Source organism: Niveibacterium sp. 24ML (assembly GCF_026586805.1).
Lineage (GTDB): Bacteria > Pseudomonadota > Gammaproteobacteria > Burkholderiales > Rhodocyclaceae > Niveibacterium.
This window is the reverse complement of sequence record NZ_JAPFHA010000011.1, coordinates 87,299-111,957: the sequence shown is the minus strand read 5'-3', so window position 1 is coordinate 111,957 and position 24,659 is coordinate 87,299. Positions and strand designations below refer to the sequence as shown.

At 61.2% G+C, this 24,659-nt stretch carries 20 protein-coding genes; 3 read left to right on the top strand and 17 right to left on the bottom strand.

Annotation, left to right across the window (positions count from 1 at the left end; translation table 11 throughout):
• Window positions 1-37 precede the first annotated feature (37 nt).
• The 3 genes from OPU71_RS11370 to OPU71_RS11360 are packed head-to-tail and all read right to left on the bottom strand — an operon-like array spanning window position 38 to window position 2,411.
• On the bottom strand, window positions 38-700 hold the full coding sequence (locus OPU71_RS11370; protein ID WP_267728092.1) for an energy-coupling factor ABC transporter permease: 663 nt from the start codon (window positions 698-700) through the stop codon (window positions 38-40).
• An 18-nt stretch (window positions 701-718) separates the two neighbouring features.
• Window positions 719-1,651, bottom strand: coding sequence for an electron transfer flavoprotein subunit alpha/FixB family protein (locus OPU71_RS11365; protein ID WP_267728091.1), 933 nt, complete (start codon window positions 1,649-1,651; stop codon window positions 719-721).
• 10 nt (window positions 1,652-1,661) lie between these two features.
• Complete coding sequence (locus OPU71_RS11360) at window positions 1,662-2,411, bottom strand: electron transfer flavoprotein subunit beta/FixA family protein (protein WP_267728090.1); 750 nt, start codon at window positions 2,409-2,411, stop codon at window positions 1,662-1,664.
• Window positions 2,412-2,588: 177 nt separating this feature from the next.
• Between OPU71_RS11360 and OPU71_RS11355 the strand changes: the two genes are divergently transcribed.
• Window positions 2,589-3,197 carry a TetR/AcrR family transcriptional regulator gene (locus tag OPU71_RS11355; protein ID WP_267728089.1) on the top strand — a complete coding sequence of 203 codons (609 nt, stop codon included), beginning with the start codon at window positions 2,589-2,591 and terminating at the stop codon, window positions 3,195-3,197.
• Here OPU71_RS11355 and OPU71_RS11350 read toward each other — a convergent pair.
• The 8 genes from OPU71_RS11350 to ppx are packed head-to-tail and all read right to left on the bottom strand — an operon-like array spanning window position 3,169 to window position 10,627.
• A complete protein-coding gene (locus tag OPU71_RS11350; protein ID WP_267728088.1) occupies window positions 3,169-3,966 on the bottom strand; it encodes a TatD family hydrolase in 798 nt (265 codons plus the stop codon). The genes OPU71_RS11355 and OPU71_RS11350 overlap by 29 nt on opposite strands.
• A gap of 11 nt (window positions 3,967-3,977) precedes the next feature.
• Window positions 3,978-4,766, bottom strand: a complete 789-nt coding sequence (locus OPU71_RS11345) for an enoyl-CoA hydratase (RefSeq protein WP_267728087.1) — start codon at window positions 4,764-4,766, stop codon at window positions 3,978-3,980.
• Window positions 4,767-4,784: 18 nt separating this feature from the next.
• Window positions 4,785-5,678, bottom strand: coding sequence for an SPFH domain-containing protein (locus OPU71_RS11340; protein ID WP_267728086.1), 894 nt, complete (start codon window positions 5,676-5,678; stop codon window positions 4,785-4,787).
• A 26-nt stretch (window positions 5,679-5,704) separates the two neighbouring features.
• Window positions 5,705-6,295, bottom strand: coding sequence for an ABC-type transport auxiliary lipoprotein family protein (locus OPU71_RS11335; protein ID WP_267728085.1), 591 nt, complete (start codon window positions 6,293-6,295; stop codon window positions 5,705-5,707).
• A 10-nt stretch (window positions 6,296-6,305) separates the two neighbouring features.
• Window positions 6,306-7,250: an MlaD family protein gene (locus tag OPU71_RS11330; protein ID WP_267728084.1), complete on the bottom strand. Its 945-nt coding sequence runs from the start codon at window positions 7,248-7,250 to the stop codon at window positions 6,306-6,308.
• A complete protein-coding gene (locus tag OPU71_RS11325) occupies window positions 7,250-8,029 on the bottom strand; it encodes an ABC transporter ATP-binding protein (RefSeq protein ID WP_267728083.1) in 780 nt (259 codons plus the stop codon). The genes OPU71_RS11330 and OPU71_RS11325 overlap by 1 nt, the downstream gene beginning before the upstream one ends.
• On the bottom strand, window positions 8,026-9,141 hold the full coding sequence (locus tag OPU71_RS11320; protein WP_267728082.1) for an MlaE family ABC transporter permease: 1,116 nt from the start codon (window positions 9,139-9,141) through the stop codon (window positions 8,026-8,028). The genes OPU71_RS11325 and OPU71_RS11320 overlap by 4 nt, the downstream gene beginning before the upstream one ends.
• Window positions 9,134-10,627 (bottom strand): exopolyphosphatase, encoded by a 1,494-nt coding sequence (gene ppx / locus OPU71_RS11315; RefSeq protein ID WP_267728081.1) that lies wholly within the window; start codon window positions 10,625-10,627, stop codon window positions 9,134-9,136. Before ppx ends, OPU71_RS11320 begins: the two co-directional genes overlap by 8 nt.
• Window positions 10,628-10,812: 185 nt before the next feature.
• On the opposite strand from ppx, the gene ppk1 reads away from it, so the two are divergent.
• Window positions 10,813-12,924, top strand: coding sequence for a polyphosphate kinase 1 (ppk1, locus tag OPU71_RS11310; protein WP_267728080.1), 2,112 nt, complete (start codon window positions 10,813-10,815; stop codon window positions 12,922-12,924).
• On the opposite strand, the gene OPU71_RS11305 is transcribed toward ppk1, so the two are convergent.
• Window positions 12,925-15,126, bottom strand: coding sequence for a RelA/SpoT family protein (locus OPU71_RS11305; RefSeq protein WP_267728079.1), 2,202 nt, complete (start codon window positions 15,124-15,126; stop codon window positions 12,925-12,927). It lies immediately after the preceding gene.
• A gap of 63 nt (window positions 15,127-15,189) precedes the next feature.
• On the opposite strand from OPU71_RS11305, the gene OPU71_RS11300 reads away from it, so the two are divergent.
• Complete coding sequence (locus OPU71_RS11300; protein ID WP_267728078.1) at window positions 15,190-15,945, top strand: zinc-dependent peptidase; 756 nt, start codon at window positions 15,190-15,192, stop codon at window positions 15,943-15,945.
• Between the two features lie 53 nt (window positions 15,946-15,998).
• On the opposite strand, the gene malQ is transcribed toward OPU71_RS11300, so the two are convergent.
• The 5 genes from malQ to OPU71_RS11275 form a co-directional block, all read right to left on the bottom strand.
• A complete protein-coding gene (gene malQ / locus OPU71_RS11295) occupies window positions 15,999-17,543 on the bottom strand; it encodes a 4-alpha-glucanotransferase (RefSeq protein ID WP_267728077.1) in 1,545 nt (514 codons plus the stop codon).
• 47 nt (window positions 17,544-17,590) lie between these two features.
• On the bottom strand, window positions 17,591-19,675 hold the full coding sequence (gene glgX / locus OPU71_RS11290) for a glycogen debranching protein GlgX (protein ID WP_267728076.1): 2,085 nt from the start codon (window positions 19,673-19,675) through the stop codon (window positions 17,591-17,593).
• Window positions 19,675-21,858, bottom strand: a complete 2,184-nt coding sequence (gene glgB / locus OPU71_RS11285) for a 1,4-alpha-glucan branching protein GlgB (protein ID WP_267728075.1) — start codon at window positions 21,856-21,858, stop codon at window positions 19,675-19,677. The genes glgX and glgB overlap by 1 nt, the downstream gene beginning before the upstream one ends.
• A 1-nt stretch (window position 21,859) precedes the next feature.
• Entirely contained in the window at window positions 21,860-24,301 is a 2,442-nt protein-coding gene (locus OPU71_RS11280; protein ID WP_267728074.1) for a glycogen/starch/alpha-glucan phosphorylase, read from the bottom strand.
• A gap of 107 nt (window positions 24,302-24,408) precedes the next feature.
• The gene (locus tag OPU71_RS11275) at window positions 24,409-24,642 is read right to left on the bottom strand and encodes a hypothetical protein (protein WP_267728073.1); all 234 of its coding nucleotides are present in this window, start codon (window positions 24,640-24,642) and stop codon (window positions 24,409-24,411) included.
• Window positions 24,643-24,659: the final 17 nt, after the last annotated feature.

Genomic DNA, 24,659 nt, shown 5'->3' with positions numbered 1-24,659 from the left:
TCTCCCCCCAAAACACCGCGGCACGGTGCCGCGCGGATTACTTCTTCAACAGGTAGCGGCGATCATCGAAACTGCAGACCCAGCCCGGACAAAACACCACCAGCAAGGTGATCGCCATTCCGCTCAGCCATGCTTCGGCAAAGCTGAGCAACAGGAAATACGGCAGATACTCGTCAAGCAAGACATGTGGTGCCGAGCCCCCCAGCCACAGCACCAGCGTTGCTGCACTACCGACTGCCAGCATGCACACCGCAGCAAGCGCGCAGGCATTGGCAAAGATGAAAACAAAAATGTGCGTTGGTAGCCGTGCCTGAAGCTGCCGATTACAGAAGTCGCTCAGGTAAGCAGGCAACACACCCAGCAAGGCATAGTTGATCGGCCAAGATAGCAATTCCCCGCTCGTTCCAATCGTCGCAGCGAGACTGCCCAAGGCCACGGCGAGAAGCGCCCGGGCTCGGCCAAACGTCAGCACGAGCACCGTTACGCCCAGCAAGTGCAACCTGTAGCCGGGCGCCAAGTCAGCCTTGAGGCTCCAGAGCAGCATCAGAACAACCGATGCGCCCAGCAGCCGCCCCAGTTGCACACCATTGGCCAGGTCGCGCCAGCCGACTCGCTGTGACTCGTACCACAGCACAGCGAGGACCAGCGCCGCGCTGATCCAGACCAGTTCAGCGGGCAGGGATGCGATGCTGAAATCCACCTCCCCACCCCGCTCCGGTCAGTTCAGTGCCGCGGTCAGTTGTGGGACGAGCTCGAAAAGGTCACCCACCAGGCCGTAATCTGCCACCTGGAAGATCGGCGCATCGGGATCCTTGTTGATCGCAACGATCACTTTTGAATCCTTCATGCCGGCCAGGTGCTGGATCGCCCCTGAGATACCAATCGCCAGGTAGAGCTGCGGCGCGACCACCTTGCCGGTCTGCCCGACCTGATAATCGTTCGGCACATAACCGGCATCAACCGCTGCGCGCGACGCGCCCATCGCAGCGCCCAGCTTGTCGGCAAGCGGTTCGAGCACCTGGCGGTAATTGTCACCGCTTCCCAGGCCACGGCCACCCGAAACGATGATTCGCGCAGCGCCGAGTTCCGGGCGGGCGCTGATGGTCAGCTCGCGGCCCACGAGTTTGGAGAGCCCAAGGTCGGCAGCGGCAGGAATGCTCTCGATCACCGCCGCCCCGCCGAGCGCCGCGGCATCGAAGGCGGCTGTCCGCACGGTGACGACCTTGATCGGATCGCTGCTCTGCACCGTGGCGAGTGCGTTACCGGCAAAGATGGGGCGCACGAAGGTGTCTGCCGACTCCACCGCAATGATGTCGGAGACCTGCGCGACATCCAGCAGCGCAGCAACGCGAGGCATGAAATTCTTGCCAAAGGTCGTCGCCGGGGCCAGCACATGCCCGTAGGCGCCGGCCAAACCGACTACCAGGGCGGCAATGTTCTCGGCCAGATGATCAGCGTAATGCGCCGCGTCAGCATGCAGCACTTTCGCCACGCCACTCACCTCTGCGGCAGCCTTCGCCGCCGCAGCAGCGTTGTGCCCCGCGAGCAGAATGTGGATCTCACCGCCAATCGCCTTGGCAGCGCTGACTGCGTTGAGGGTCGAAGCCTTGAGGGTAGCGTTGTCGTGTTCAGCAATTACCAGAATCGTCATGCTCGTCTCCTCAGATGGCTTTGGCTTCGTTCTTGAGCTTGGCCACCAGCTCCTGCACATCGGCTACCTTGACGCCGCCGGCGCGCTTGGGCGGCTCGGTGACCTTCAGCGTCTTGAGGCGCGGCGCTGGATCAACGCCCAGGTCGCTCGGTTTGATGGTTTCGAGCGGCTTCTTCTTCGCCTTCATGATGTTCGGGAGAGTTGCGTAGCGCGGCTCGTTCAGACGCAGATCCGTCGTGATGATTGCCGGCAATGGGACATCTACTGTCTCAAGGCCGCCGTCGATTTCGCGCATCACAACGGCGCGGCCGCCCGCAACCTGAACCTTGGAGGCAAAGGTCGCCTGCGGCCAGCCAAGCAGGGCCGCCAGCATTTGTCCGACCTGGTTGGCATCATCGTCAATGGCTTGTTTGCCAAGAATCACCAGCTGCGGCTGCTCACGCTCCACGACTGCCTTGAGAAGCTTGGCCACGGCCAGCGGCTGGAGTTCAGCGTCGGTTTCGACGAGAATTGCACGGTCGACACCAATGGCCATGGCGGTGCGCAAGGTTTCCTGGCTGCTGGCTGCACCGCAGGAGACCGCGACGGTTTCGGTTGCGATGCCGCCTTCGCGCAGACGAACCGCTTCTTCGACAGCGATTTCGTCAAACGGATTCATCGACATTTTTACGTTCGCGAGCTCTACGCCGGTTCCGTCACTCTTGACGCGAACCTTCACGTTGTAATCGACGACTCGCTTTACGGGTACAAGGATCTTCAACTCGATCTCCTCCAAACGGACGTGGGATAGGCGTCATCAACGCTCACCCCTACATTATCGCGCCGGCCAGCCCAAACATTGACACTGCAGCCTAGTAGCCCGACAATCAGCCATACGTTTGCGTATGGCTATCCATACGGTATCGTATGGCTATCCCCCCTGTCAATTGCGGATGCAATGGAAAAGAAACCGACGACAAAGCCGCGAGCGAGTGCCGCAGCACGCCCTCCCCTTGACCGCAAAGCCTGGATCCAGGCCGCCACCGACGCGCTGGCCGAAGAGGGGCTGACGGGCCTGCGGGTCGAAGTGCTGGCTAAACGCTGCGGCGTGACCAAGGGCAGCTTCTACTGGCACTTTCGTGACAGGCAGGAGCTCCTTGATGAGGTTCTCAACCTCTGGAAAGACGGTCGCATCCGCGATGTCAGCAAACAAGCCAAGGGTGAGTCTGGCAAGCCGCTGGAGCAGATTGTCCGCGTGATCGATGTGTATTCGTCGTCGCGCAATCGGCGCGGCATCCAGATCGAGCTGGCCGTGCGTGATTGGGCGCGGCGCGACCCGAAAGCGGCCAAGGTTGTCGAAGAGGTCGATCAATGGCGCCTGAAAAGCGCCAAAGACCTGTTCATCGGTTCGGGCATGACCCCACAGGAAGCCGCCAGCCGATCGCTTTTGCTCTACGCGTATTCGTTCGGCTTGAGCCTCATGATCTACGAGCACTTTGATGGCGACGTGGTCGCCCTGCGCGCTCAGATCGCTGACTTTATTGCCCGCGGGGCAACGCCGGCCTGACGCGGGCGGCGAGTCCGGGAAGCGCATCGAGGGCGTTGCGGCTTGTCTGCAGCGCGACCGTGTCGACCGAAATGCCGCGCAACTCGGCCAACTCGGCCGCGTAGCGCGGCAGTTCGGCCGGCAAAGATGGGCCCTGCGGCCGCCATGCAGGCGCAATGTCTGGCCCGTCGGTTTCAAGCACGATGCACTCGAGCGGCAACTCGCGCGCCAGCGCGCGAATCCTGCTGGAGCCGGTGTAGGTCATCGCTCCCCCAAAACCCAGTTTGAAGCCAAGTGCGATGAAAGCGTCGGCTTGCTGGCGACTGCCGTTGAAGGCGTGTGCGATGCCGCCGCGGACCCGGATGCGTCGCAGATGCTTGAGGACGTCGTCCTGCGCGCGGCGCAGATGCAGCAGGACCGGGAGCTCGAATTCGCGCGCGAGTTTGAGTTGCGCGAGATACACCTGCTGCAAGCGCTCGCGATCGAGTCCCTCGACGTAGTAGTCGAGTCCGATCTCGCCAACCGCGACTGCGCCGCCTTGAGCAAGCTGTTGCCGCAACGCAAGCAGCGCGCCATCGTCGATTCGATCCACATACAGCGGATGGATCCCGTAGGCGGGCGCTACGTCGGCGTTTTCGCTCGCTAGCGCGGCGACAGCCGAGAAGTTGGCGGGCTCGACAGCAGGTAGCACAAATCCCGCGACACCAGCTTGCCGCGCCCGGGTCAGAACATCGGGCAGGCTGGTCCGGTACTCCTCGGCGTCAAGATGAATATGGGTGTCGATCAGCACCTTGCATGCGCTCAGGCGCCCTTCCAGACCGGCGGGCGTTTTTCGATGAATGCATCGATCCCCTCAGCCGCGTCGGGCGCCATCATGTTTGCCGCCATGGCTTCGCCGGCAAGCTGATACGCTGCCTCGATACCCATTTCAAGCTGGCGATAGAAGATCCGCTTGCCCGCAGCAATGACCGCCGGGCTCTTTGCGCAAATGGCCCGTGCAATCCGGCCAACTTCGGCGTCGAGTTGTTCAAGCGGCACGGCGCGGTTGATCAGGCCGGCTTGCGCCGCCTCCGTTGCGTCGACGAAGTCGCCTGTAACCAGCATTTCGAAGGCACGCTTGCGCCCAAGATTGCGTGATAGCGCCACCGCGGGCGTCGCGCAGAACAGGCCGACGTTGATGCCTGAAACCGAAAAACGGGCCGAATCGGCCGCAAGCGCAAGGTCGCACATCGCCACCAGTTGGCAACCCGCCGCGGTAGCAATGCCATGCACCCGGGCAATGACCGGTTGCGGCTGCGAAAGCAATTGCGCCATCAGCTTGTTCGCCCGTGCGAACAGATTGCGTTGAAACGCATGCGCCGGATTGGCGCGCATTTCTTTCAGGTCGTGCCCGGCACAGAATGCCTTGCCGGCGCCCGCAAGCACGATTACGCGAATCGAATCGTCGCTTGCCAGCTCGCGCAGCGCGGCGGTCAGCGCATCGAGCATGTCGATCGAAAGCGCATTGAACTGCGCCGGGCGATTGAGCGTCAGGCTTGCAACGCCATCCAGGTCGCTGCGGAGAACAAACGCTTGGGCCTCGTCGTCCATTCGCGCGCTCCGCTTCGCTCAGGGCTGGTTGCGTGCGGGCGAGGCATTCGCCGGCACATTGATCAAGGGTGCGATGTTTGAGCCTGCGGGCAGGATCACGGTGTTCGAATTGCCTTTTCGTGCAAACTCGACCAGCGCCTGGTTGGCTTCGTGCTGCAGATACTCACGCGTGAGCGATTGATTGATGATGCGGTTTGCCTCGGCGATGCCGTGTGCTTCGGTGATCTTTACCTCAGCCTCTTTCTTGGCAATCTCTGTCTGTACGGCCATGGCTTCCAGTTTCTTCTGGTTGGCCACGGCTTCCTGAATCGAGCGCTCGATCGATGGATCGGTAATCACTGAACGGACCACCACGCGCGTCACGTGAAAGGTGCCGGGATCGCTCTTGTCGAGCTCGGTCTGCATGTTGCGCTTGATGGCTGAAGCCAGTTCGTCGCGCTTGGTGTGCATGACCAGCGAATCGACCCGCGCCACTTCTTCGTAAGCGATGTTTCGCGCCACCCGCATCACAAGCTCGTAAGCCGGGAGCCAATAGCCCTGCTCCGAGCGGACAGACTGGCCGGCATACTTCGCCTGCAAGGCGGCTATCCGCGAATCCTGAGCGCGGTAGTAAATGGTGAGATCCATGTCGCGCAGGCTCAGGTTGTCTTTGGCCTTTGGCGTCAGATCCGATAGATCGATGTTGATCTCCTTGGCGGAGAACTCCTGCACCGTCGAGATGAAAGGCCACTTCACATAGATGCCGGGCGAGACCTCCCCGACACTGATCAGCCCAAGCGTGGTGCGAACGCCAACGTTGCCGGTGCCGATGGTGCCGGCGCTGGAAAACAGCGCGATCACCGCAATGATCACGATGACGACACTGCCGCTCAACAGGCGCCGCAGGCCTCCGCCAAGTCCGCCAAGCTCCATCACGAGTCTCCTTGTATCCGTCGCGCTCAGCTGGCCGTGCAGCGGCGCAGGTCGGTTGTATCGAGCCAGCGGGCAGCCTCAGCCGCCATGCTGGCGCTCACCTCCCGCAGCGCCAATGCGCCCCCGGCGGCATCGGCGCTTGGTGCGGGGCGTTTTAGCACGAAAGCCTGCTGCGCCAGCACTTCATCGGCCCGGTCGGCGAGCAAGCGGAAGCTGCCTGCTGCATAGCCAACACTGCTGCCGTTCTGCGCAAAAATCTGCACGAACTCATCGAGCCGCACTTGCAGTTTGCAATGGCCGCCTTTGCCATCGGCGATCAGCATGCGTGACAAGTGCGCTTCGAGCAATTGCTGCGGTGTCGCGCTCCAGCGGTTGTCTGCATAACTCAAGCGACGCGTGGATTGCTCGCCCTCGTAGCGATACTGCATCGCCAGGCCAGAGAGCACCGGCGCAGCGATCACCTCAACGCGGCGCAGGGCCAGCTTGGTCTGCGCGCTCCCGGCCACCGGTGGCAAGCCCAGATCGTGCTGGGTTGGCGCCGCACCGCTCGGCCCACGTGAGACACAAGCGGCAAGCAGGAAGATTGCTACAAACAGAATCGGGGATGGAGTTCGCATGTGTTGTCGCTCAATTGCGCGCAGGGGGTACGTAGCCTGATTCGCCGGGGCCGGGCTCGGCCTTTGGGCGCCCGAGCAGCAGTGATTGCGGGTTCCGCTCAAGCGTTGCGATCAGGGCAGACAACTCGGCGCTGGTACGCCGCAACTCTTCAAGCGTCCCGCCCAGTTGCCCACCGCCATCGCCAATCAGCCGTGTCTGGACATCGCTGCCGAGGGCTTCCCAGCGCGCAGTCAGGGTTTCAAGGCTCACCAGCGTGCTGCGCAGCGTTGCAAGCGTGGCCGGCAACTCGCGCGTGGTGCGGTCGACGTTGCTCAGCATGCTGTCGATCTTGTCGGTATCAAAGCGTGCGATCACGCTGTCGGCCTTGGCGATCAGCGCCGGCGCCTGGGCCAGCGTGGCATCAAGGTGCCGCGTACTTGCGGCCACATGCTCAAGGCTGGTCCGAAGGTTGCCTAGGTTCTGGTCGTCGAGCACCAGGGTCAGTCGATCTGCGACGTCCCTGATCCGGTTGAGTGCGTTGATCGCAGCCTCGGTGGTGTTGGTATTCGATTTTTCGAGCGGAAGGCGCGGCAACTCATCGCCCACGGTTTCAAGCGGCCGGGGATCGCTGCCGTCGTCTTCGAGTTGCACAAAGATGAAGCCGGTCAACCCCTGCGTGGCAAGACGGGCGCGGGTCGCGCGCGACAGCTGCAAGCTGGCATCGACCCGCAGGCGGATGAGGATTCGCCGCGGCGTTTCAGGGTCCAGGTCGATATCGGTCACCCGCCCGGCGCGGATTCCGCGAAACCGGACTGCCGCCTGTTCGTTGAGGCTGCCAACGCTGCCATCGGTGTAAAGCAGCACATCGTAAGTGCGTTCGGTTCGGCCGGAGAACCACCAGAACGAGGCGGCGGTCGCAAGCCCCACGACAATCGTGAAGATGCCCACGGCGAGCGCATAGGCGCGGTTTTCCATCAGTTTGTACCCATGCCGCGGCGCATCGCATGCAAGCTGCGCTCGCTTCTGAAAAAGCGTTCGATAAAGGGGTGATCAACGTTCACAACTTCGTCCAGCGTGCCGGTGGCGATGATCTGCCCTTCCGACAACACGGCGATCCGGTTGGCCAGTGCGGCCAGGGTATCGAGGTCGTGGGTGACAAAGACCACCGTGAGGTTCAGCGCCTCGTGCAGCGTCCGGATCAACTGCACAAAGGCCGCGCTGCGATCCGGATCGAGCCCGGCGGTAGGCTCATCAAGCAGCAGCAATTCCGGGTCCAGCGCCAGTGCCCGCGCCAGCGCAATGCGCTTGATCATGCCACCCGACAGCTCCGCTGGCATGCGCCAGGCGGCGTCCCGGTCGATCTCGACCATGCCCAGCTTCGTAAAGACCAGATCGCTGATTTCGTCTTCACGCAGGGTGCGAAGTTCCCGCAAGGGAAACGCGACGTTGTCGAATACGTTCAGTGCCGAAAACAGCGCACCGTGCTGAAAGAGCATGCCGAAACGCCTGCGGCGCGCCGCGCGCGCCTCGCGCCCGCCTTGCTGAAGCGGTTCGCCGAACAGGCTGACCTGGCCTTCGGTTGGTGTGAGCAGCCCGACAATCTGCCGCAGCAAAGTGGTCTTCCCGCTGCCCGACCCACCCACGAGGGCAAGCAGCGCACCCCGCGGCACCTGCAGGTTGATGCCGCGCAAGACCCAGCGAGGCCCAAAACGCGTGCCCAATCCTGTCAGTTCAACCGGCAAGGGCGCGCTCATCCGCGCCCCAGCCCGATGTTGCGGGTTGCCAGGGCGAACAAGGCGTCCAGCAGGATGACGAGGGTGATGGCCGTAACCACCGAACGGGTGGTGTTGCCCGACAGGCTCTCGGTGTTGGGTTGCACACGCAAGCCATAGTGGCACGCAACGATCGCGATCGACATTCCAAAAACGACGCCTTTGGCAATCGCGATCCAGAGGTTGGGCAGCGGGACAACCCGCGGCAGGTTGCTGATAAAGAACTGATAGTCGAGCCCGAGCTCGTAGTGGGCGGCCAACATGCCGCCAGCGAGGGCGATCATGCAGGTCCAGGCCACCAGCAATGGCATCGCGATGCCGAGCGCGACCACTTTCGGAAACACCAACCGCAGATGGCGCGGTACGCCCATCGTCGCCAAAGCATCGATCTCTTCTGTGACACGCATGGTGCCAAGCTGGGCCGTCATGGCCGAGCCGGATCGCCCCGCCACCAGCACCGCAACCAGCACCGGCCCCAATTCCCGGATGATGCCGATACCCAGCACATCGACAATGAAGGCTTCACCACCAAAGCGTTTGAGCTGCAGCGCAAACAAGTAGCTCAGCACGATACCGATCAGAAACGCGACCAGCGCGGCAACCGGCATTGCCCGCACCCCTGCCTTGTGCAGGTTGGCTGAAATTTCCAGCCAGGGAATCTGTCTTGGTGTTCGGAGCACATACGCCAGTTCGATCACCAGTTGCCCCACCAGCGTAACGAAACTCGCGATGTGAGACACGATCCCTTGCACACCCTGGCCCAGCGCGATAACCCACGCCAGCGGATCGCGTGGCGGACGATGGCTGGCCCCCGCGGCAACATGCATCTGCAAACGCGCAAAGAGCGCCTTGTATTCGTCAGGAACTTGCGCCGACGCTGGCAAGGCACGCCCCCAGGCACGCCAGAGCGTGACGGCGCCGTAGGTATCGAGCGACGCGAGTCCGCTCAAGTCCCAGGCGGTGTCGGCGGCATAAGCGCCAAGTCGATTGCGAAGGCTTGGTGCGGCCTTGGTCAGCGCAGCAAGCGTCCAGTGCCCGGAGAGATAGACGGTGCCGCCGGACTCACGCAAGGCGGGGGCGTCAGACTCAGCCATCCTGCTTACCGATCCGCAGGCGCATCGGCATGCCGCACGCTTCCCACTGGGCGCCCTCCTCCTGCAACAAGGCCATCGTGAGCGGACGGTTCTCGAACTCCTGCGGGCCGGCCATCACTTCGAAACCCTTGCGCGATGCTGTGACAGTGAGCGCAGGCACCGGCACATCGTCGCGAGTGCGATGCAGGATGACGGCAATGCGGATACACAGAATCAGCAGTAGATCGCCCGGATTGGGCGGCAAGGCCAGCACACGTTCGAGCTTGCCGCGGTGCCCCAGAGCGAGGCAGGCCAGGCGCGCCTGATCCTTGCGCGAAAAGCCTGGCATGTCGGCGTTGGCCAACACGTATGCGCTGTGCTTGTGATAGCTCGAATGCGCCACGCTCAGGCCCACTTCGTGCAGGCGCGCTGCCCACATCAGGAAGCGCCGATCAACATGATCCGGATCTGCCGCTGCCGGCATGGCCTGTGCCAACAAGGAAACCGCCGTGTTGGCAACGCGCGTGGCATGGGCCGCTTCAACTCCATGGCGGCGCATGAAGGTCTCGACGGTCGTGTCGCGCAGATCATGATGGGTTGCACGGCCAAGCAGGTCGTAGAGCACCCCTTGCCGGAGCGCAGCATCGCAGAAGTTCACCTGGTCAAGCCGCAGCGCTTCCATTGCGGCGGACAGGATTGCAAACCCACCCAGCAGAACGGGCAGGCGATCGGCGCGCGTGCCGACAAGATTGAGTCGATTGACGTTGCCGGCCTTGATCAGTTCATTGCGCAGGCGTGAGACACCGCTGCGGGTAATGCCGCCACTTGAAAACTGGTTCATTTCAAGGATTTCGGCGATCGCTTTTGCGCTGCCGCTCGATGCGATTGCCTGCTCCCAGCCGACCTCCCGATAGGTCGCCGCAATCGTTTCGAGCTCACGAATCGCAGCAAGCTCGGCCGCTCGCATGGCCGACTTGTCCACCCGCCCGTCGGGAAAGAAGCGCAGGCTGTAACTCACGCAGCCCATGTACAAAGACTCAAGGACGATGGGCTCCATACCCCGCCCGATGATGAACTCGGTGGAGCCTCCGCCGATATCGAAAACCAGTTGCTTGCGGGTCGCATCAGGCAAGGAGTGCGCCACGCCCAGGTAGATCAGGCGCGCTTCCTCGCGCCCGGCGATGACTTCGATCGGAAAACCAAGGGCGGCCTCGGCTTCGGTCAGGAAGCTGCCCGCGTTCTTTGCCACACGCAGCGTGTTCGTTGCAACCGCGCGCACCTCATCGGCGCGAAACCCGCGCAGGCGCTCGCCGAATTTGCGCAAGGCGGCCAGTGCGCGGGCCTGCGATGCGGCGTCCAGGTGCTTGTCGGGCGATAAACCGGCAGCCAGGCGCACGGACTCCTTGAGGTTATCTAGCGCAAAAATCTGCTCGCCAACCACCCTGCCGACGATCAGGCGAAAACTGTTTGAGCCAAGGTCTACCGCGGCAATCACTTCTTGTTTCATCAACTGGGCGTGTTCCAGGGCGGGATTGTGGTGCAATTGAAACGGCGCCGATTTTAGCCCGGAAGGCCGCCTGGGGGGCGAAAGGCTTCTTCCCGGGGGCTGACTGAAAAGGAAATCGGCCCACGTCAACGAACCGTAATCGAAATGTCACACAATAGCGGGATCGATTCGAACGGATTGCAAAGATGCGCGCAAATCAAATTCAACGCCAACACCCTGCAGACCACTACCTGAATCGCGAAATGTCGCTGCTCGCTTTTCAGCGCCGGGTTTTGGCGCAAGCCGCCGATCCTTCTGTACCGCTGCTTGAGCGCTTGAAGTTTCTTTGTATCGTCTCAAGCAATCTTGACGAGTTTTTCGAGATTCGCGTCGCAGGGGTGCGCGCCCAGACCGCGCTGAGCGCCGACTCAAGCGCGCCGGATGCGATGCCGCCGCGTGAGCTCTATTCGCGCATCTGTAGCGAAGTGCACGGCATCATCGCTGAGCAGTATGCCTTGCTGAACGATACGATTCTCCCCGCGCTTGCCGCCGAGGGAATCCGATTCCTTCGTCGCAGTGTATGGACCCCCGAGCAGCAGGACTGGATTCGCGACTTCTTCTATCGCGAAATGATGCCGGTGCTCACGCCGATCGGGCTTGACCCCGCCCATCCGTTCCCGCGGGTGCTTAACAAGAGCCTGAACTTTGCGGTTGAGCTGGAAGGCCGCGACGCCTTTGGCCGGGTATCGAATTCGGCCATCGTGCAGGCGCCGCGCGCCCTGCCGCGCGTGATCCACTTGCCGCCGGAACTTGGCGGCAGTCCCCACACATTCGTTTTCCTGTCTTCAATCCTGCACGCACATGTGGGCGTGTTGTTTGAAGGCATGACCGTGCTCGGTTGCTACCAGTTCCGGGTAACCCGCAACAGCGATCTCCTCTTTGATGAAGACGACGTCAAGGATCTGCGCACCACTCTGCAAGGCGAGTTGCAGCATCGGCACTTCGGCGACGAAGTGCGCCTGGAAGTGGCCGACAATTGCTCTGAGCGAATGGCCGACTTCTTGTTGCAACAGTTCGATCTGCGGCGTGAAGAGCTCTACCAGGTGCCCGGGATCGTGAACCTGGTGCGCCTGATGCAGGTGCCCGATTGGGTTGACCGCCCGGACCTGAAGTTCAAGCCCTTCAGCCCGGTGGTCCCCAAGGAACTTGAGTCGCGCAACGACATCTTCGCCGCAATTCGCAAGCGCGATCACTTGCTCCATCACCCCTTCCAGAGTTTTGCGCCAGTGATCGACTTTCTGCGCAAGGCAGCCGACGATCCGCAGGTGGTGGCGATCAAGATGACGGTGTATCGCACCGGCACCGACTCAGTTCTGATGGAGCACCTGATCCGCGCCGCACGCAAAGGCAAGGAAGTGACAGTCGTGGTGGAGCTCCTCGCACGCTTTGACGAGGAAGCCAACATCGGATGGGCGTCCTTGCTGGAAGAGGCTGGCGCGCATGTGGTTTACGGCGTCGTGGGGTACAAGACGCATGCAAAGATGCTGATGGTGGTTCGTCGGGAAGATAACGACGGCAGCAATCCTGGCGTTCTGCGCCGCTATGTGCATCTGGGCACCGGCAACTATCACCCCCGCACCACGCGCTTCTACACCGATTTCGGCCTGTTCACCGCGAATGAAGATATCGGCGCAGATGTGAGCGACATCTTCAAGCAATTGACCGGGCTGGGGCATCCGCGGGCACTGCGCTTCCTTTGGCAGGCCCCCTTCACCTTGCAACCGAGCGTGGTCGCCTTGATTCGCAACGAGGCCGACATTGCCCGTGCTGGCGGCAAGGGCCGCATCATTGCCAAGATGAACGCCCTGCTTGAATCTGAAACGATTGAGGCGCTCTACGATGCAGGCGCCGCCGGCGTCGAGATCGATCTGATCGTGCGTGGCCCATGCGCACTTCGCCCACAGGTGCCAGGTTTGTCAGAGAACATTCGCGTTCGTTCGGTGATCGGGCGCTTCCTTGAACACACGCGGGTGCTCTACTTCGGCGCGAACGGCGAAGACAAGGTCTACCTCTCCAGCGCCGACTGGATGCAGCGTAATTTCTTCCGGCGTATCGAAACCGCTTTCCCGGTGCTGGATCCAAAGCTCAAGCGCCGCGTCATCAAGGAGGGCCTGCGCCCATATCTTGGCGACAACTGCCAGGCGTGGGATCTGGATGGCACGACCGGCAGTTACCGTCGCAAACAAGGCCGAGCGATCCGGCGTTCAGCGCAGGAAATCCTGCTCGCGGAACTGGCTGGCGGAAAAACAGAAGGCTGATCAAGCCCGCCGCGCGCGTTCAACCCCTGAGACATCGCCGATCAGGGTGAGCGCGCGCTGCGCCTGGCTTGCGTTGCGCACTTCAATCGTGAAGCGCATGAAGGCGCGCCCGCTCTTGGACATCGTATTGACTGCAATCACGTTGAGTTTCTCGCGCGAAAGGATCTCTGAAATATCGCGCAGCAGGCCCTGCCGATCGTTCGCTTCGACCGCGATATCGATCGGATAGACGTCCGCCACATTTGCGGCCGCTTCGCTGGCGCCCCACGCAGCTGCCACAACCCGCTCGGGGTGACGAATCGCCAGATGTTTGAAGTCACGGCAATCGGCTCGATGAATCGATACACCCTTGCCCCGTGTCACGAAGCCGGTAATCGCGTCGGGCGGCGCCGGTTTGCAGCAGCGCCCCAGGTTGGTCAACAAGCGCCCTACCCCTACGATGAGGATCTTGTCGTCGGAGTTGCGCTTGCGACTCCGCCCAATCACGACATCGGGTGCCGGCTCTGGCGTGCTGCTGTCACCACGCAAGGCGAGCTGAATCTGGCGGGTGCCAACATCGCCCCGCCCAACAGCAATCAGGAACGCATCGGTATTCTTGAAGCCGAGGCGTGAGCCAAGATCATCCAGACTTGAATGGGCATGGCCCTCACGCTGCAGTTCCTTGAGCGCAATGGTGCGCCCTTGCGAAAGCGTTTCCGCTTCGTCCTGCAGCGTGAACCAACGGCGCACTTTCGAGCGCGCATTCGAGGTGGCCAGATACCCGAGCTGGGGATTGAGCCAGTCACGTGACGGGCCGCCCTGCTTGGCCGCAATGATGTCGACAACCTGCCCGTTCTCGAGCGCGGTGTTCAGCGAGACCATCTGGCCATTGACCTTCGCGCCACGGCAGCGGTGCCCCAGATCAGTGTGCACGCGGTAGGCGAAATCAATTGGCGTTGCCCCGCTCGTCAGGTCAACAACCCGGCCCTGCGGGGTCATCACGTAGATCGTATCGTCGAGCGACGCATTCTTGTAATGCGACTCCCATTGCGATGAATCGCTGATTTCGTCACGCCATGAGAGCAGTTGCCTGAGCAAGGCGATCTTTTCGTCGTACTCGCCCGTCTCACGCGAGCCTTCCTTGTAGCGCCAGTGTGCGGCGATACCCAGCTCGGCGTGTCGATGCATTTCCAGCGTGCGGATCTGCACCTCCAGCGCCCGCCCGTCGGCGGCGCGGACGGCAGTGTGAAGGCTTTGGTAGTTGTTGCCCTTGGGCTTGGAGATGTAGTCGTCGTACTCCCCGGCGATGGGCTGCCAGATCGAATGCACCAGGCCAAGTGCGGTGTAGCACTCGCGCACGTCATGCACCAGCACGCGCAAGGCACGTACGTCGTACACCTGAGAGAAATCGAGGTGCTTGGCCGCCATCTTGTTGTAGATGGAGTAGATGTGCTTCGGCCGGCCATAGACCTCGGCTTCCACGCCCGCTGCCGCAAGATCATTGCGCAAGCGGGTGGTTGCGTTCTCGATGAAGGCCTCGCGCTCAACGCGCCGCTCATCGAGCATCTTTGCGATGCGCTTGTATGTCTGCGGCTCAAGGAAGCGGAACGAGAGATCCTCAAGCTCCCACTTCAGTTGCCAAACGCCCAGGCGGTTTGCCAGCGGCGCATACAAAGCCATGCTCTCGCGCGCCAGTTCCTCGCGCGAGTCGCACTCGTGTTCGGTCAGGTAGCGCAGTGTCTGAGTCCGGCTGGCAAGGCGAAGCAAGACCACACGAATGTCTTCCACCATTGCGAGCAGCATCTTGCGCAGCACTTCGGTCTGCGCGCGAACATCCGGCGCCGTCGACTGCGCTGCCTGCCGGGTAATCAAACGCAAGCCACTGAGCCGGGCCATTCCATCGGTCAGCCGCGCCACGTCGCGACCGAAGCGGCGTTCGATTTCTTCGCCGGGTTGATCGACATACTCGACCACCGCGAACAGCATCGCCGCAAGTCGTGTTTCCAGATCAAGGCGCAATGACACCGTAATCAGCGTCATCCCAAGGGCGTGCCGCAGCACCGGCTCGCCGGTGTTGAGGGTGTGTTCGCCATAGAGCGGCACAATCCACTCAAGCGCAGCTTGCAAAGGCGCGGCCGCACCCTCCCCCAGGCCTTCAGCGAGCGATGCCGCCGACGGGAGTGCGGAGTCGGAATTGGCGAGAGAATGGGCAACTTGGACCATAGCCGCATTATTCCACAAGGCGCCGCGCACTCGCGCCCCGGGCCCGGCTGCTAGACTTTGCCGATGCATTGGCTAAGGCAAATTCTCAACCGAACACCTGCGCCTGAACTCGACAGCGCTGCCGCCTGGAGCGAGGCCGAGGGCCGCCTTCCATTCCTTGATCGACTGACGCCAGAGGCGCGGGGACGCCTGCGGATACTCGCGATCGAGTTTCTCGCGACAAAGGAATTCTTCGGAGCAGAAGGATTCAGCGTGAGCAATGCAATGCGGCTTGAGATCGCACTGCAGGCCTGCCTGCCAGTGCTCGAATTCGGGCTGGATGCCTATCGCGATTGGGTTGGGATTGTCGTGTATCAGGGCGAGTTCGTCGCCCGACGCCGCATTCTGGACGAGGACGGTATCGAGCACGAGTACGACGAAACCGCGATGGGTGAAGCCTCAAACTTCGGGCCGGTGGTCCTGGGCTGGTTCGACGATTTCGCTGAAGCCGATGGCGCGAATGTGGTGATTCACGAATTTGCGCACAAGCTGGACATGCTCAACGGGGATGCCGACGGCTGCCCGCCGCTGCACCGCGGCATGTCACTCGATTCATGGATTGAGGCATTCGACCTTGCCTTCAATGACTTCTGCGCGCGGGTCGACGCAGGCGAAGACACCTGGATTGATCCGTACGCATCAGAAGACCCGGCTGAGTTTTTCGCTGTCTGCAGTGAAGTCTTCTTCACCGGATCAGAAGTACTCAAGCGCGAGTATCCGGAGGTCTATCAACAGCTTGCGCTGTTCTACAAACAAGATCCTGCAAAGCAGGACGCGTGAGAAAAAGGGGCCGCAATGCGGCCCCTTTTTCTGATGCAAGAATCCCTGGAAAATCAGGGCAAAGGCTTGTCGGCCGGCCAGGTCGCCAGATGCGGCATCTTGTCCTGTCCCGTGCGGCCAGAGAGTGCGCAGAGCTCGGCCAGGCGGCGGCCGGCTTCAGGCCCCACGTAATCCCACTTGAAGCGCCATGTCCAGCATCCGACAAGACCCGGCGTATTCATGCGGTGGTAGCCGTCGAGTCCCAAGACGTCCTGGAACTGATAGATCGCCATTTTCGCAACCGACATCGCCGCGGCACGAATCATCACCCAATGGATGTCATGACCGTTGGTAGCCAGGTAATGCCGCGCGAAATCGCGCTCGCGTTCGGTACACGTCGCCCACCAGCCGCGAATAGTGTCGTTGTCGTGTGTCCCCGTGTACACAACCGTGTTTGCCACATAGTTGTGCGGTAGGAAGTTGTGATCGGGACCCGCCGCGAACGCGAACTCAAGGATGCGCATGCCGGGCAGATCAAAGCTGTCGCGCAGGTCTTCGACGTCAGGCGTAATGACGCCCAGATCTTCAGCAATGATTGGCAGCTTGCCGAGCGCCTTCTCGATCGCCGAGAACAACGCCTTGCCGGGGCCGGGAACCCAGCGACCGTGAATCGCAGTGGGCTCGGAAGCCGGGATTTCCCAGTAGCCAGCGAAACCACGGAAGTGGTCAATCCGGACAACGTCGGCCAGCGCCAATTGCCGCTTGATACGCTCAATCCACCATGCGTAGCCGTCCTTGTCCATCGCGGCCCAGTCGTACAGCGGGTTACCCCAACGCTGGCCGGTCGCAGAGAAGAAATCGGGCGGAACACCCGCGATGACCGTCGGCCACTTGTTTTCGTCCAGGTAGTACAGATCCGGGCGGGCCCAACAATCAGCGCTGTGGTGTGCAACAAAAATCGGCATGTCGCCAACAAGTTGAACGCCGCGAGAATTCGCGTATGCCTTGACCGCCTTCCACTGACGGTCGAAACACCACTGGACGAACTGCCAGAAGCTGATTGCATCCGCGTAGTCCTTGCGGGCCTTGGTCAGCGCCTTGGCGTCGCGTTTCGCAAGCGGCGCATCCCATTCCGGCCAGAGCTTGCCGGAAAAGCGCTCGTCCAGCGTCATGAACAGTGCGTAGTCATCAAGCCAGTTGGCTTCGGCTTTGCAGAACGCAGCGAAGGCTGCCTTGTCCTCCGCCGACGCAAGCTTCGAGAAGCCTGCAAAAGCGGCGCGCAGCTTGTCGTTACGGAAGGGGACTACTTTGGCGTAGTTGACTTCAGTGTCGCTGAACCCCTCGCGCTCGCTCGCAGTGATCGGCGCCAGCCAACCCTTTGACACCAGTTCTTCCAGATCGACCAGCAGCGGGTTTCCAGCAAATGCCGAAACGCTCATGTAGGGGGAGTCGGCGGGGCCAATCGGCATCAAGGGCAAAACTTGCCACAGCGATTGACCTGCACCCACCAGCCAATCAACGAAGTGGTAAGACGACGAACCTAGATCACCACAGCCATTCGGCCCGGGCAAGGATGTGGGATGCAGCAAAATGCCGCTGGTGCGTCTATCGAAGACCATCTGCGAGTCCTTTCAGTTTCGGGAGTAATGCAATGTTCGATCGGAAATCAGGGGGTCCCGATCGGAAGTGAAAACAGGGCGGCAACCGCGCGGCGCGCCAGCAGGTAGCGCCCACTGCAGCTGGCTGGTTGGAAGGGTTCTTCCAGATCAGTATCGAACACCCGCTGCCACGGGCCACTGGGCAGTTCAAAGTTGACTGCTTCCAAGTCGCCGTTCAGCAACAGGGCCAGGCGTGGGCCACGGGTGCCCGGAGCGGGCGTAAAGATGGCGCTGAAGCTGTGCTCGTGGCTTTGGTTCCAGTCTTCCGAGGTCATGATGCCGCCGTGCGGGTTGTACCAGACCAGGTCATACGGTGCGTGCGCGGCGTCCATGCGGCCGCCCCACATCGCGTTCGGCATGGCGCCGTGTACGCCCCGCAACCGAATTAGCAGCGCTACGAACTCACAAAGCTTGTCGTCAAACTTGGACCAGTCAAGCCACGTGATCTCGTTGTCCTGGCAGTACGCGTTGTTGTTCCCGCCTTGCGAACAACCGAACTCGTCACCCGCCAACAGCATCGGTGTTCCGCGCGAGAGCAGCAGCGTCGCAAGCAGGGCCCGCTTCAGGCGACGACGTTCAAGTAGCACCGCCGGTTTGTCCGAAGGCCCCTCTTCGCCGCAATTCGTCGTGAGGTTGTGCGAATGCCCGTCGCGGTTGTCTTCGCCGTTGGCTTCGTTGTGCTTCTCGGTGTAGCTGACGCAGTCTTCGAGCGTAAAACCGTCATGCGCAGTGATGAAATTGACGCTGCACAGAGGTGCCCGATGGGAGCCCTGGAAGATATCGCTTGACGCCATGATGCGACGAGCAAACTCGCCACGCCCGCGACTGCGCTGCAGCCAGAAGCTACGCGAGGTATCGCGATACTTGTCGTTCCACTCCATCCAGGCAGTGGGAAAGTGGCCGAGGCGATAACCATCGTGCCCAAGATCCCAAGGCTCAGCGATTCGCTTGACGGTTGAGAGGACGGGGTCCTGCTCGAATGCAACAAAGAAGGCTGCATCCGGGTCGAAACCATGCGCCCGCCGCCCGACAGCCGGCGCCAAGTCAAAGCGGAACCCATCGACGCCAAAGTTATTCACCCAGTACCTGAGTGAGTCGAGCACCAGTTGAGTAACGCGCGGGTGCGCAACGTTAACGGTGTTGCCACACCCGGTCAGGTTCTCGCAGTGCGCCGGATCGTTGGTCAGCAGTCGGTAATAGCTCTGATGATCGATCCCGCGATAGCTGAGGGTTGGGCCGGTCTCACCGGCCTCGGCGGTATGGTTGTACACCACGTCGATCACGACCTCGAGCCCCGCCGCATGGAGGGTATCAACCATCTCGCGGAACTCCGACTCCGGAGAAGGCGTGGTCCGCGACCAGTAGCGCGGCTCGACCGCAAAGTAGGCAAGCGGGTTGTAATTCCAGTAGTTCGTCATTCCGCGAGCAACGACGTGTTGCTCAGGAATGCCAAAATGCACCGGCAACAGTTCGATGGTCGTGACGCCAAGCTTGACCATGTGCTCGACCACGGCCGGATGACACACCCCCAGATAGGTGCCCCGGATCTCCTCCGGGACCTTCGGGTGCAGCATCGTCAAGCCTTTGACGTGTGCCTCATAAATCACCGTCTGTTCGGGCGGAACACGTGGCCGGATCTCGCCGGTCGATGGCAGATCGAGTACCACCCGCGCCTTCAGCGCCGTGCGGCCATTGTCCGTGGCGCTGAACGACCGATGGCCGTCCGGATGGCGCATCTCGAACCCGAAATGCTCGTTTCGCCAGCGGAACTCTCCAACGATCTCGCGCGCGTAGGGATCCAGCAAAAGCTTGTTCGGGTTGAAACGATGGCCGCGTTCAGGGGCGTAGGGACCATGCACCCGATACCCATACACAAGCCCCGGCCCAACCGACTCGAGGTAGCCATGCCACACGTCACCGGTCCGGGCAGGCATCGGGAAGCGCGTGATCTCGGTCGTGCCGTCGTGATTGAAGATGCACAGCTCGACTCGGGTCGCATTGGCCGAGAAGAGCGCGAAGTTTACGCCCTCCCCGTCGGCCGTTGCGCCCAGGGGCCAGGCACGCCCGTTTGCGAGTTGAGATGGCAAATGCATCAGCAAACCCGCTCAAGCACGATCGTCGCGAGCGGCGGCAAGGTGACAAGAATCGATTGCTCGTGACCGGCCCACGGGACGGGCTCGCTTTCAATCAACCCGACCCCATTACCGAGGTTCGAGCCACCATAGTGTTCGGAATCACTGTTGATCGCTTCGCGATAGCTCCCTGCACATGGCACTCCAATGCGATAGCCGAAGCGCGGTTCAGGGGTGAAGTTGCAGGCAGTGACTGCCAGCGCGTTCTCGTCACGCCCAAATCGGGCGAACACCAGCACCGACCAGTCTGCGTTATGCATATCCAGCCATGAAAAACCTGCATGCTCGCAGTCACGCTGGTGCAGCGCCGGCAGGCGCTTGTACATGGCATTCAGATCGCGGACGAAGCTTTGCACGCCGCGGTGCAACGGATGCTCAAGCAAATGCCAATCCAGGCTTCGGTCGTGGTTCCATTCGCGGCCTTGAGCAAACTCGCAGCCCATGAAGAGCAATTTCTTGCCCGGATGCGTCCACATGAATCCGTAATAGGCGCGCAGGTTCGCGAACTTCTGCCACGCATCGCCCGGCATCTTGTCGAGCAGCGAGCCCTTGCCATGCACGACCTCATCATGCGATAGCGGCAGCATGAAGTTCTCGTCAAACGCGTACACCAGACCGAAAGTGAGCTGGTCATGGTGGTAGCGGCGATGAACAGGCTCCCGCTTCATGTATTCGAGCGTGTCGTGCATCCAGCCCATGTTCCACTTGTAGTGAAAGCCCAGACCGCCGGCATACGTCGGCCGTGACACTGCTGGCCAGGCCGTCGACTCTTCGGCGGCCATGATCGCGCCCGGACAGTGCTCGCCGACCACTTCGTTTGCTCGCCGCAGGAAGCCGATCGCCTCCAGGTTTTCACGACCACCATAGGCGTTCGGAATCCACTCGCCGGCCTTGCGCGAATAGTCGCGATAGAGCATCGACGCCACAGCATCGACGCGCAGGCCGTCAGTACCCCAGCGCTCAATCCAGTAGAGCGCATTGCCGACCAGGTAGTTTTTCACCTCGGTACGGCCATAGTTGAAGATCAGCGTATTCCAGTCCGGGTGATAGCCCTCGCGCGGATCTTCATGCTCGTAAAGTGCGGTGCCGTCAAAACGACCAAGACCATGCGCGTCGGTCGGGAAGTGCCCTGGCACCCAGTCAAGCAGCACACCAAGACCCGCCGCATGGGCCGCTTCAATGAAACGCCCGAAGCCGTCGGGCGTGCCGAATCGAGCCGTCGGCGCGTACATCCCGACAGGCTGATAACCCCAGGAGCCATCGAACGGATGCTCGGAGATCGGCATCAGTTCCAAGTGGGTGAAGCCTAGATCTCGGGCATACGGAATCAGGTCCGCTGCCAGTTCGTCCCAGTTCAGGAAGCGATCACCTTCCTCGGGCACGCGCTTCCAGGAACCAAGATGTACCTCATATACGCTGACTGGCGCGTCAAGCGCATTGGCTTCGCGACGCCCTTCTGGCAGGGGCTTGCGAGGCGGCAATACCGCCACAGTGCTCGCCGTCCGCGGGCGTAGTTCGGATCCGAAGCCGCATGGGTCGGCTTTCACCATCAGTTCGCCGTGGTGGCTTCGCAACTCGAACTTGTAGAGCGTCCCCACCCCAACCGCCGGAATGAAGATCTCCCATACGCCGCATTCGCGGCGCAGGCGCATCGGATTGCGCCGTCCATCCCATTGGTTGAATTCACCTACGACCGACACGCGCTGCGCATTGGGCGCCCAAACCGCAAAAGCGGTTCCTTGCACACCTTCCATCTCTCGCAGGTGAGCACCAAGCACCTCAAAGGGCCTCAGATGCGTTCCCTCAGCAAGCAGCCAAGCGTCCGTTTCCCCCAGGATCGGCGGAAAGCGGTAGGGGTCGTCGAGTTCCGACACGACCCCGTCATGCCAGCTCACCCGAAAGCGATAGGCGAAGGTCTCCCGTCGCCGAGGAATGACTCCCTCGTAAAGACCGTCTGCGTGCAGGCAGTCAAGCGCAACAACATCGCGCCCGTCCGTTGCATCAACGCATACGACTTCCGTTGCGCCAGGAAAAAACGCTGACAGTCGCAAGCGACCGTCAGCGTCAGTGTGCATGCCGAGCACGGCGAATGGATCACCGTGCCTGGCTTCTAGTAGTGCCGCAATGTCGTCGGCTGTCAGCATGTCAGCGAGTCTTTATGCCCCAGATGTTTTTGCAGTACTCGCCGATCGTACGGTCTGAGGAGAACATACCCATACCGCTGATGTTATTGACAACCTTGGTCAGCCAAGCCGAGCGGTCGCGATAGGCAGCGTCCACCTGACGATGTGCTTCGACATAGGCAGCAAAGTCGGCGAGCAGGAAGTACTGGTCGCGGCCAAGCAGTGAATCGAAGACGGGCTGATAGCGATTCGGCTCTTCCGGAGTGAAATAGCCGCTGGCGATCATGTCGAGCACAGCCTTCAGATCTGCATTGCCGTCATACCAGGCACGAGGATTGTAGCCGTCTTGCGTCAGTTTCTCGACTTCTTCGGTACGCAGGCCGAAGACGAAGATATTGTCCAGACCAACGTTCTCGGCGATCTCGATGTTTGCACCGTCCCAGGTACCCACGGTAAGCGCGCCGTTGAGGGCGAACTTCATGTTGCCCGTACCGGATGCTTCAGTACCTGCGGTCGAGATCTGCTCGGAGATATCCGCAGCCGGGAAGATCTTCTCTGCCACCGAGACGCGGTAGTCAGGCAGGAACACAACCTTGAGGCGATCCTTGATCCGCGGGTCGTTGTTGACCGTGCGGGCGACGTCGTGAATCAGGCGGATGATCAGCTTCGCCATCTTGTAGGCCGAAGCAGCCTTGCCGGCGAAGATGTGCACACGCGGTTGCCAATCAGCTTCCGGGTTCGCGATCATTTCGCGATAGCGCTGGACCACGTGCAGGACGTTGAGCAACTGACGCTTGTACTCGTGAATCCGCTTGACCTGGATGTCGAACAGCGCATTCGGATCGACCACGATACCGGTTTCGCGCTTGATGTAAGCAGCCAGACGCTCCTTGTTTGCAAGCTTCACCTTCCCGACTTCGGCGCAGAAAGCCTCGTCGTTGGCAAACTTCTTGAGCTTGGAAAGCTGATCAAGATCGATCTGCCACTGACCGCGCAGTTTCTTGCTGATCAGCTTGGTCAAGCCGGGGTTGCACTGACCGAGCCAGCGACGCGGTGTCACACCGTTGGTCACGTTGGTGAAACGATCCGGGAAGATCTTCGCGAAGTCGGCAAAAATCGTCTGAACCATCAGATCGGAGTGCAGCTGCGCAACACCGTTGACCTTGGTCGAAGCCACGATCGACAGGTTGCCCATGCGAACGCGCTTCTCACCGTCTTCGGCAACGAGCGAAACGCGGCTCAGCAGAGCGGTGTCGCCGGGGAAGCGTGCTGCCACCATCGCCAGGAAGCGGCGGTTGATTTCGTAAATGATCTCAAGGTGACGCGGCAGCAGGTACTGCATGATGCCGACCGGCCAGGTTTCGATCGCTTCCGGCATCAGGGTATGGTTGGTGTAAGAGATGATGCGCGAGGTCTGGTACCAGGCGTCGTCCCAAGTCATGCCCTGCTCGTCCATCAGCAAACGCATCAGCTCCGGCACAGCAAGCGCCGGGTGCGTGTCGTTAAGCTGGATCGCTGCCTTCTCGTGCAGATTGTTCAGCGTGCTGTAAGCGCGGATGTGGCGCTGGATGATGTCCTGCAGCGACGCCGTAACGAAGAAGAATTCCTGACGCAGACGCAGCTCGCGACCTTGCGGCGTGCTGTCATCCGGGTAAAGCACCCACGAGATGTTCTCAGCCTTGCTGCGGGTTTCAGCAGCGCGGGCGTAGTCACCACGGGTGTGTGCCGACAGATCGAGCTCTTCAAGCGCAGTGGCCTTCCACAGGCGCAGGGTCGACACGCGCTCGGTGCCGTGACCGGGAATAACCATGTCGTAGGCGCGCGCCATGATGCGCTCGGACGGGGTCCAGACTGCACGGCCATTGACGTACTCAACCCAACCGCCAAACGGCACGATGTAGTGAATGTCACGGCGGGGGAATTCCCACGGGTTGCCATTGGCAAGCCAGTTGTCCGGCATTTCAACTTGCTTGCCGTCCTGGATGCGCTGGGTGAACATGCCAAACTCGTAGCGGATGCCGTAGCCAAAAGATGGCACGCCAAGCGTGGCCAGCGAGTCAAGGAAGCAGGCTGCAAGACGACCCAGGCCACCGTTACCCAGCGCGGCATCGGGCTCGGCTTCGAGAACGTCAGCCGGCTCCAGCTTGAGCTTCTTCATTTCCGCAGCGAAATCCTTGTCGAGGTTCAGTGCTGCGAGCGCGTTGCTCATTGCACGACCGATCAGGAATTCGGCGGACAGGTAGTAAGCGCGGCGTGCGCCTTCAGCATTATCGTCATGCTGGGTTTGCAGCCAGCGAGCGGCGAGACCTTCTCGAGCCGTCAATGCGGTGGCGCGCATCCAGTCTGCGGGGGTGGCCGTCGCCTGCGTGGCGCCGACTTCATTCTTGAGGTGACGTTCAACGGCAACGTCGAAAGTGATATCGAGACCGCCCTGATCGAGAGGTTCGGAGCCCATCTTGTTCATCACTGCTCCTTGAAAAGACAACAGGCCAAGAGTTCGGGGGGACATTGGTTTGACTCCTCAACGCATGCTGCGTATTTGCCAAACCGCTCCGGTGCTGCATGTACCAGTTAAATAGCACATTTGTCGCTCACGTGGCTGTCTGCCTGACGCAAGTGCAGCGGATATTGCCGGTGCGGTAACGTGGGGCGGAAGTTACCGGTCAGGGCAGCCCCCTTCTTGATCTGCATTGCTTGATAAATGCCCTTTATCGGGCCGGCGATGCGGCGCCTCAGGACGATGAGGCAGCGCAACGCACTGAAGGACGGCGCCACCTCATGAGATCCTTTTCCTTTATCAAACAAGGGTCTAGTCTGAGATT

Excerpts from the sequence above, each read along its gene's own strand:
- OPU71_RS11320 (WP_267728082.1), bottom strand. The coding sequence starts at position 9,141 with ATGGCTGAGTCTGACGCCCCCGCCTTGCGTGAGTCCGGCGGCACCGTC.
- OPU71_RS11280 (WP_267728074.1), bottom strand. The coding sequence starts at position 24,301 with ATGAACAAGATGGGCTCCGAACCTCTCGATCAGGGCGGTCTCGATATC.
- OPU71_RS11340 (WP_267728086.1), bottom strand. The coding sequence starts at position 5,678 with ATGGAGCTTGGCGGACTTGGCGGAGGCCTGCGGCGCCTGTTGAGCGGC.
- ppx (WP_267728081.1), bottom strand. The coding sequence starts at position 10,627 with ATGAAACAAGAAGTGATTGCCGCGGTAGACCTTGGCTCAAACAGTTTT.
- malQ (WP_267728077.1), bottom strand. The coding sequence starts at position 17,543 with ATGGTCTTCGATAGACGCACCAGCGGCATTTTGCTGCATCCCACATCC.
- OPU71_RS11305 (WP_267728079.1), bottom strand. The coding sequence starts at position 15,126 with ATGGTCCAAGTTGCCCATTCTCTCGCCAATTCCGACTCCGCACTCCCG.
- OPU71_RS11330 (WP_267728084.1), bottom strand. The coding sequence starts at position 7,250 with ATGGAAAACCGCGCCTATGCGCTCGCCGTGGGCATCTTCACGATTGTC.
- OPU71_RS11300 (WP_267728078.1), top strand. The coding sequence starts at position 15,190 with ATGCATTGGCTAAGGCAAATTCTCAACCGAACACCTGCGCCTGAACTC.
- ppk1 (WP_267728080.1), top strand. The coding sequence starts at position 10,813 with ATGCGCGCAAATCAAATTCAACGCCAACACCCTGCAGACCACTACCTG.
- OPU71_RS11335 (WP_267728085.1), bottom strand. The coding sequence starts at position 6,295 with ATGCGAACTCCATCCCCGATTCTGTTTGTAGCAATCTTCCTGCTTGCC.
- glgB (WP_267728075.1), bottom strand. The coding sequence starts at position 21,858 with ATGCTGACAGCCGACGACATTGCGGCACTACTAGAAGCCAGGCACGGT.
- OPU71_RS11345 (WP_267728087.1), bottom strand. The coding sequence starts at position 4,766 with ATGGACGACGAGGCCCAAGCGTTTGTTCTCCGCAGCGACCTGGATGGC.
- OPU71_RS11355 (WP_267728089.1), top strand. The coding sequence starts at position 2,589 with ATGGAAAAGAAACCGACGACAAAGCCGCGAGCGAGTGCCGCAGCACGC.
- OPU71_RS11365 (WP_267728091.1), bottom strand. The coding sequence starts at position 1,651 with ATGACGATTCTGGTAATTGCTGAACACGACAACGCTACCCTCAAGGCT.
- glgX (WP_267728076.1), bottom strand. The coding sequence starts at position 19,675 with ATGCATTTGCCATCTCAACTCGCAAACGGGCGTGCCTGGCCCCTGGGC.
- OPU71_RS11325 (WP_267728083.1), bottom strand. The coding sequence starts at position 8,029 with ATGAGCGCGCCCTTGCCGGTTGAACTGACAGGATTGGGCACGCGTTTT.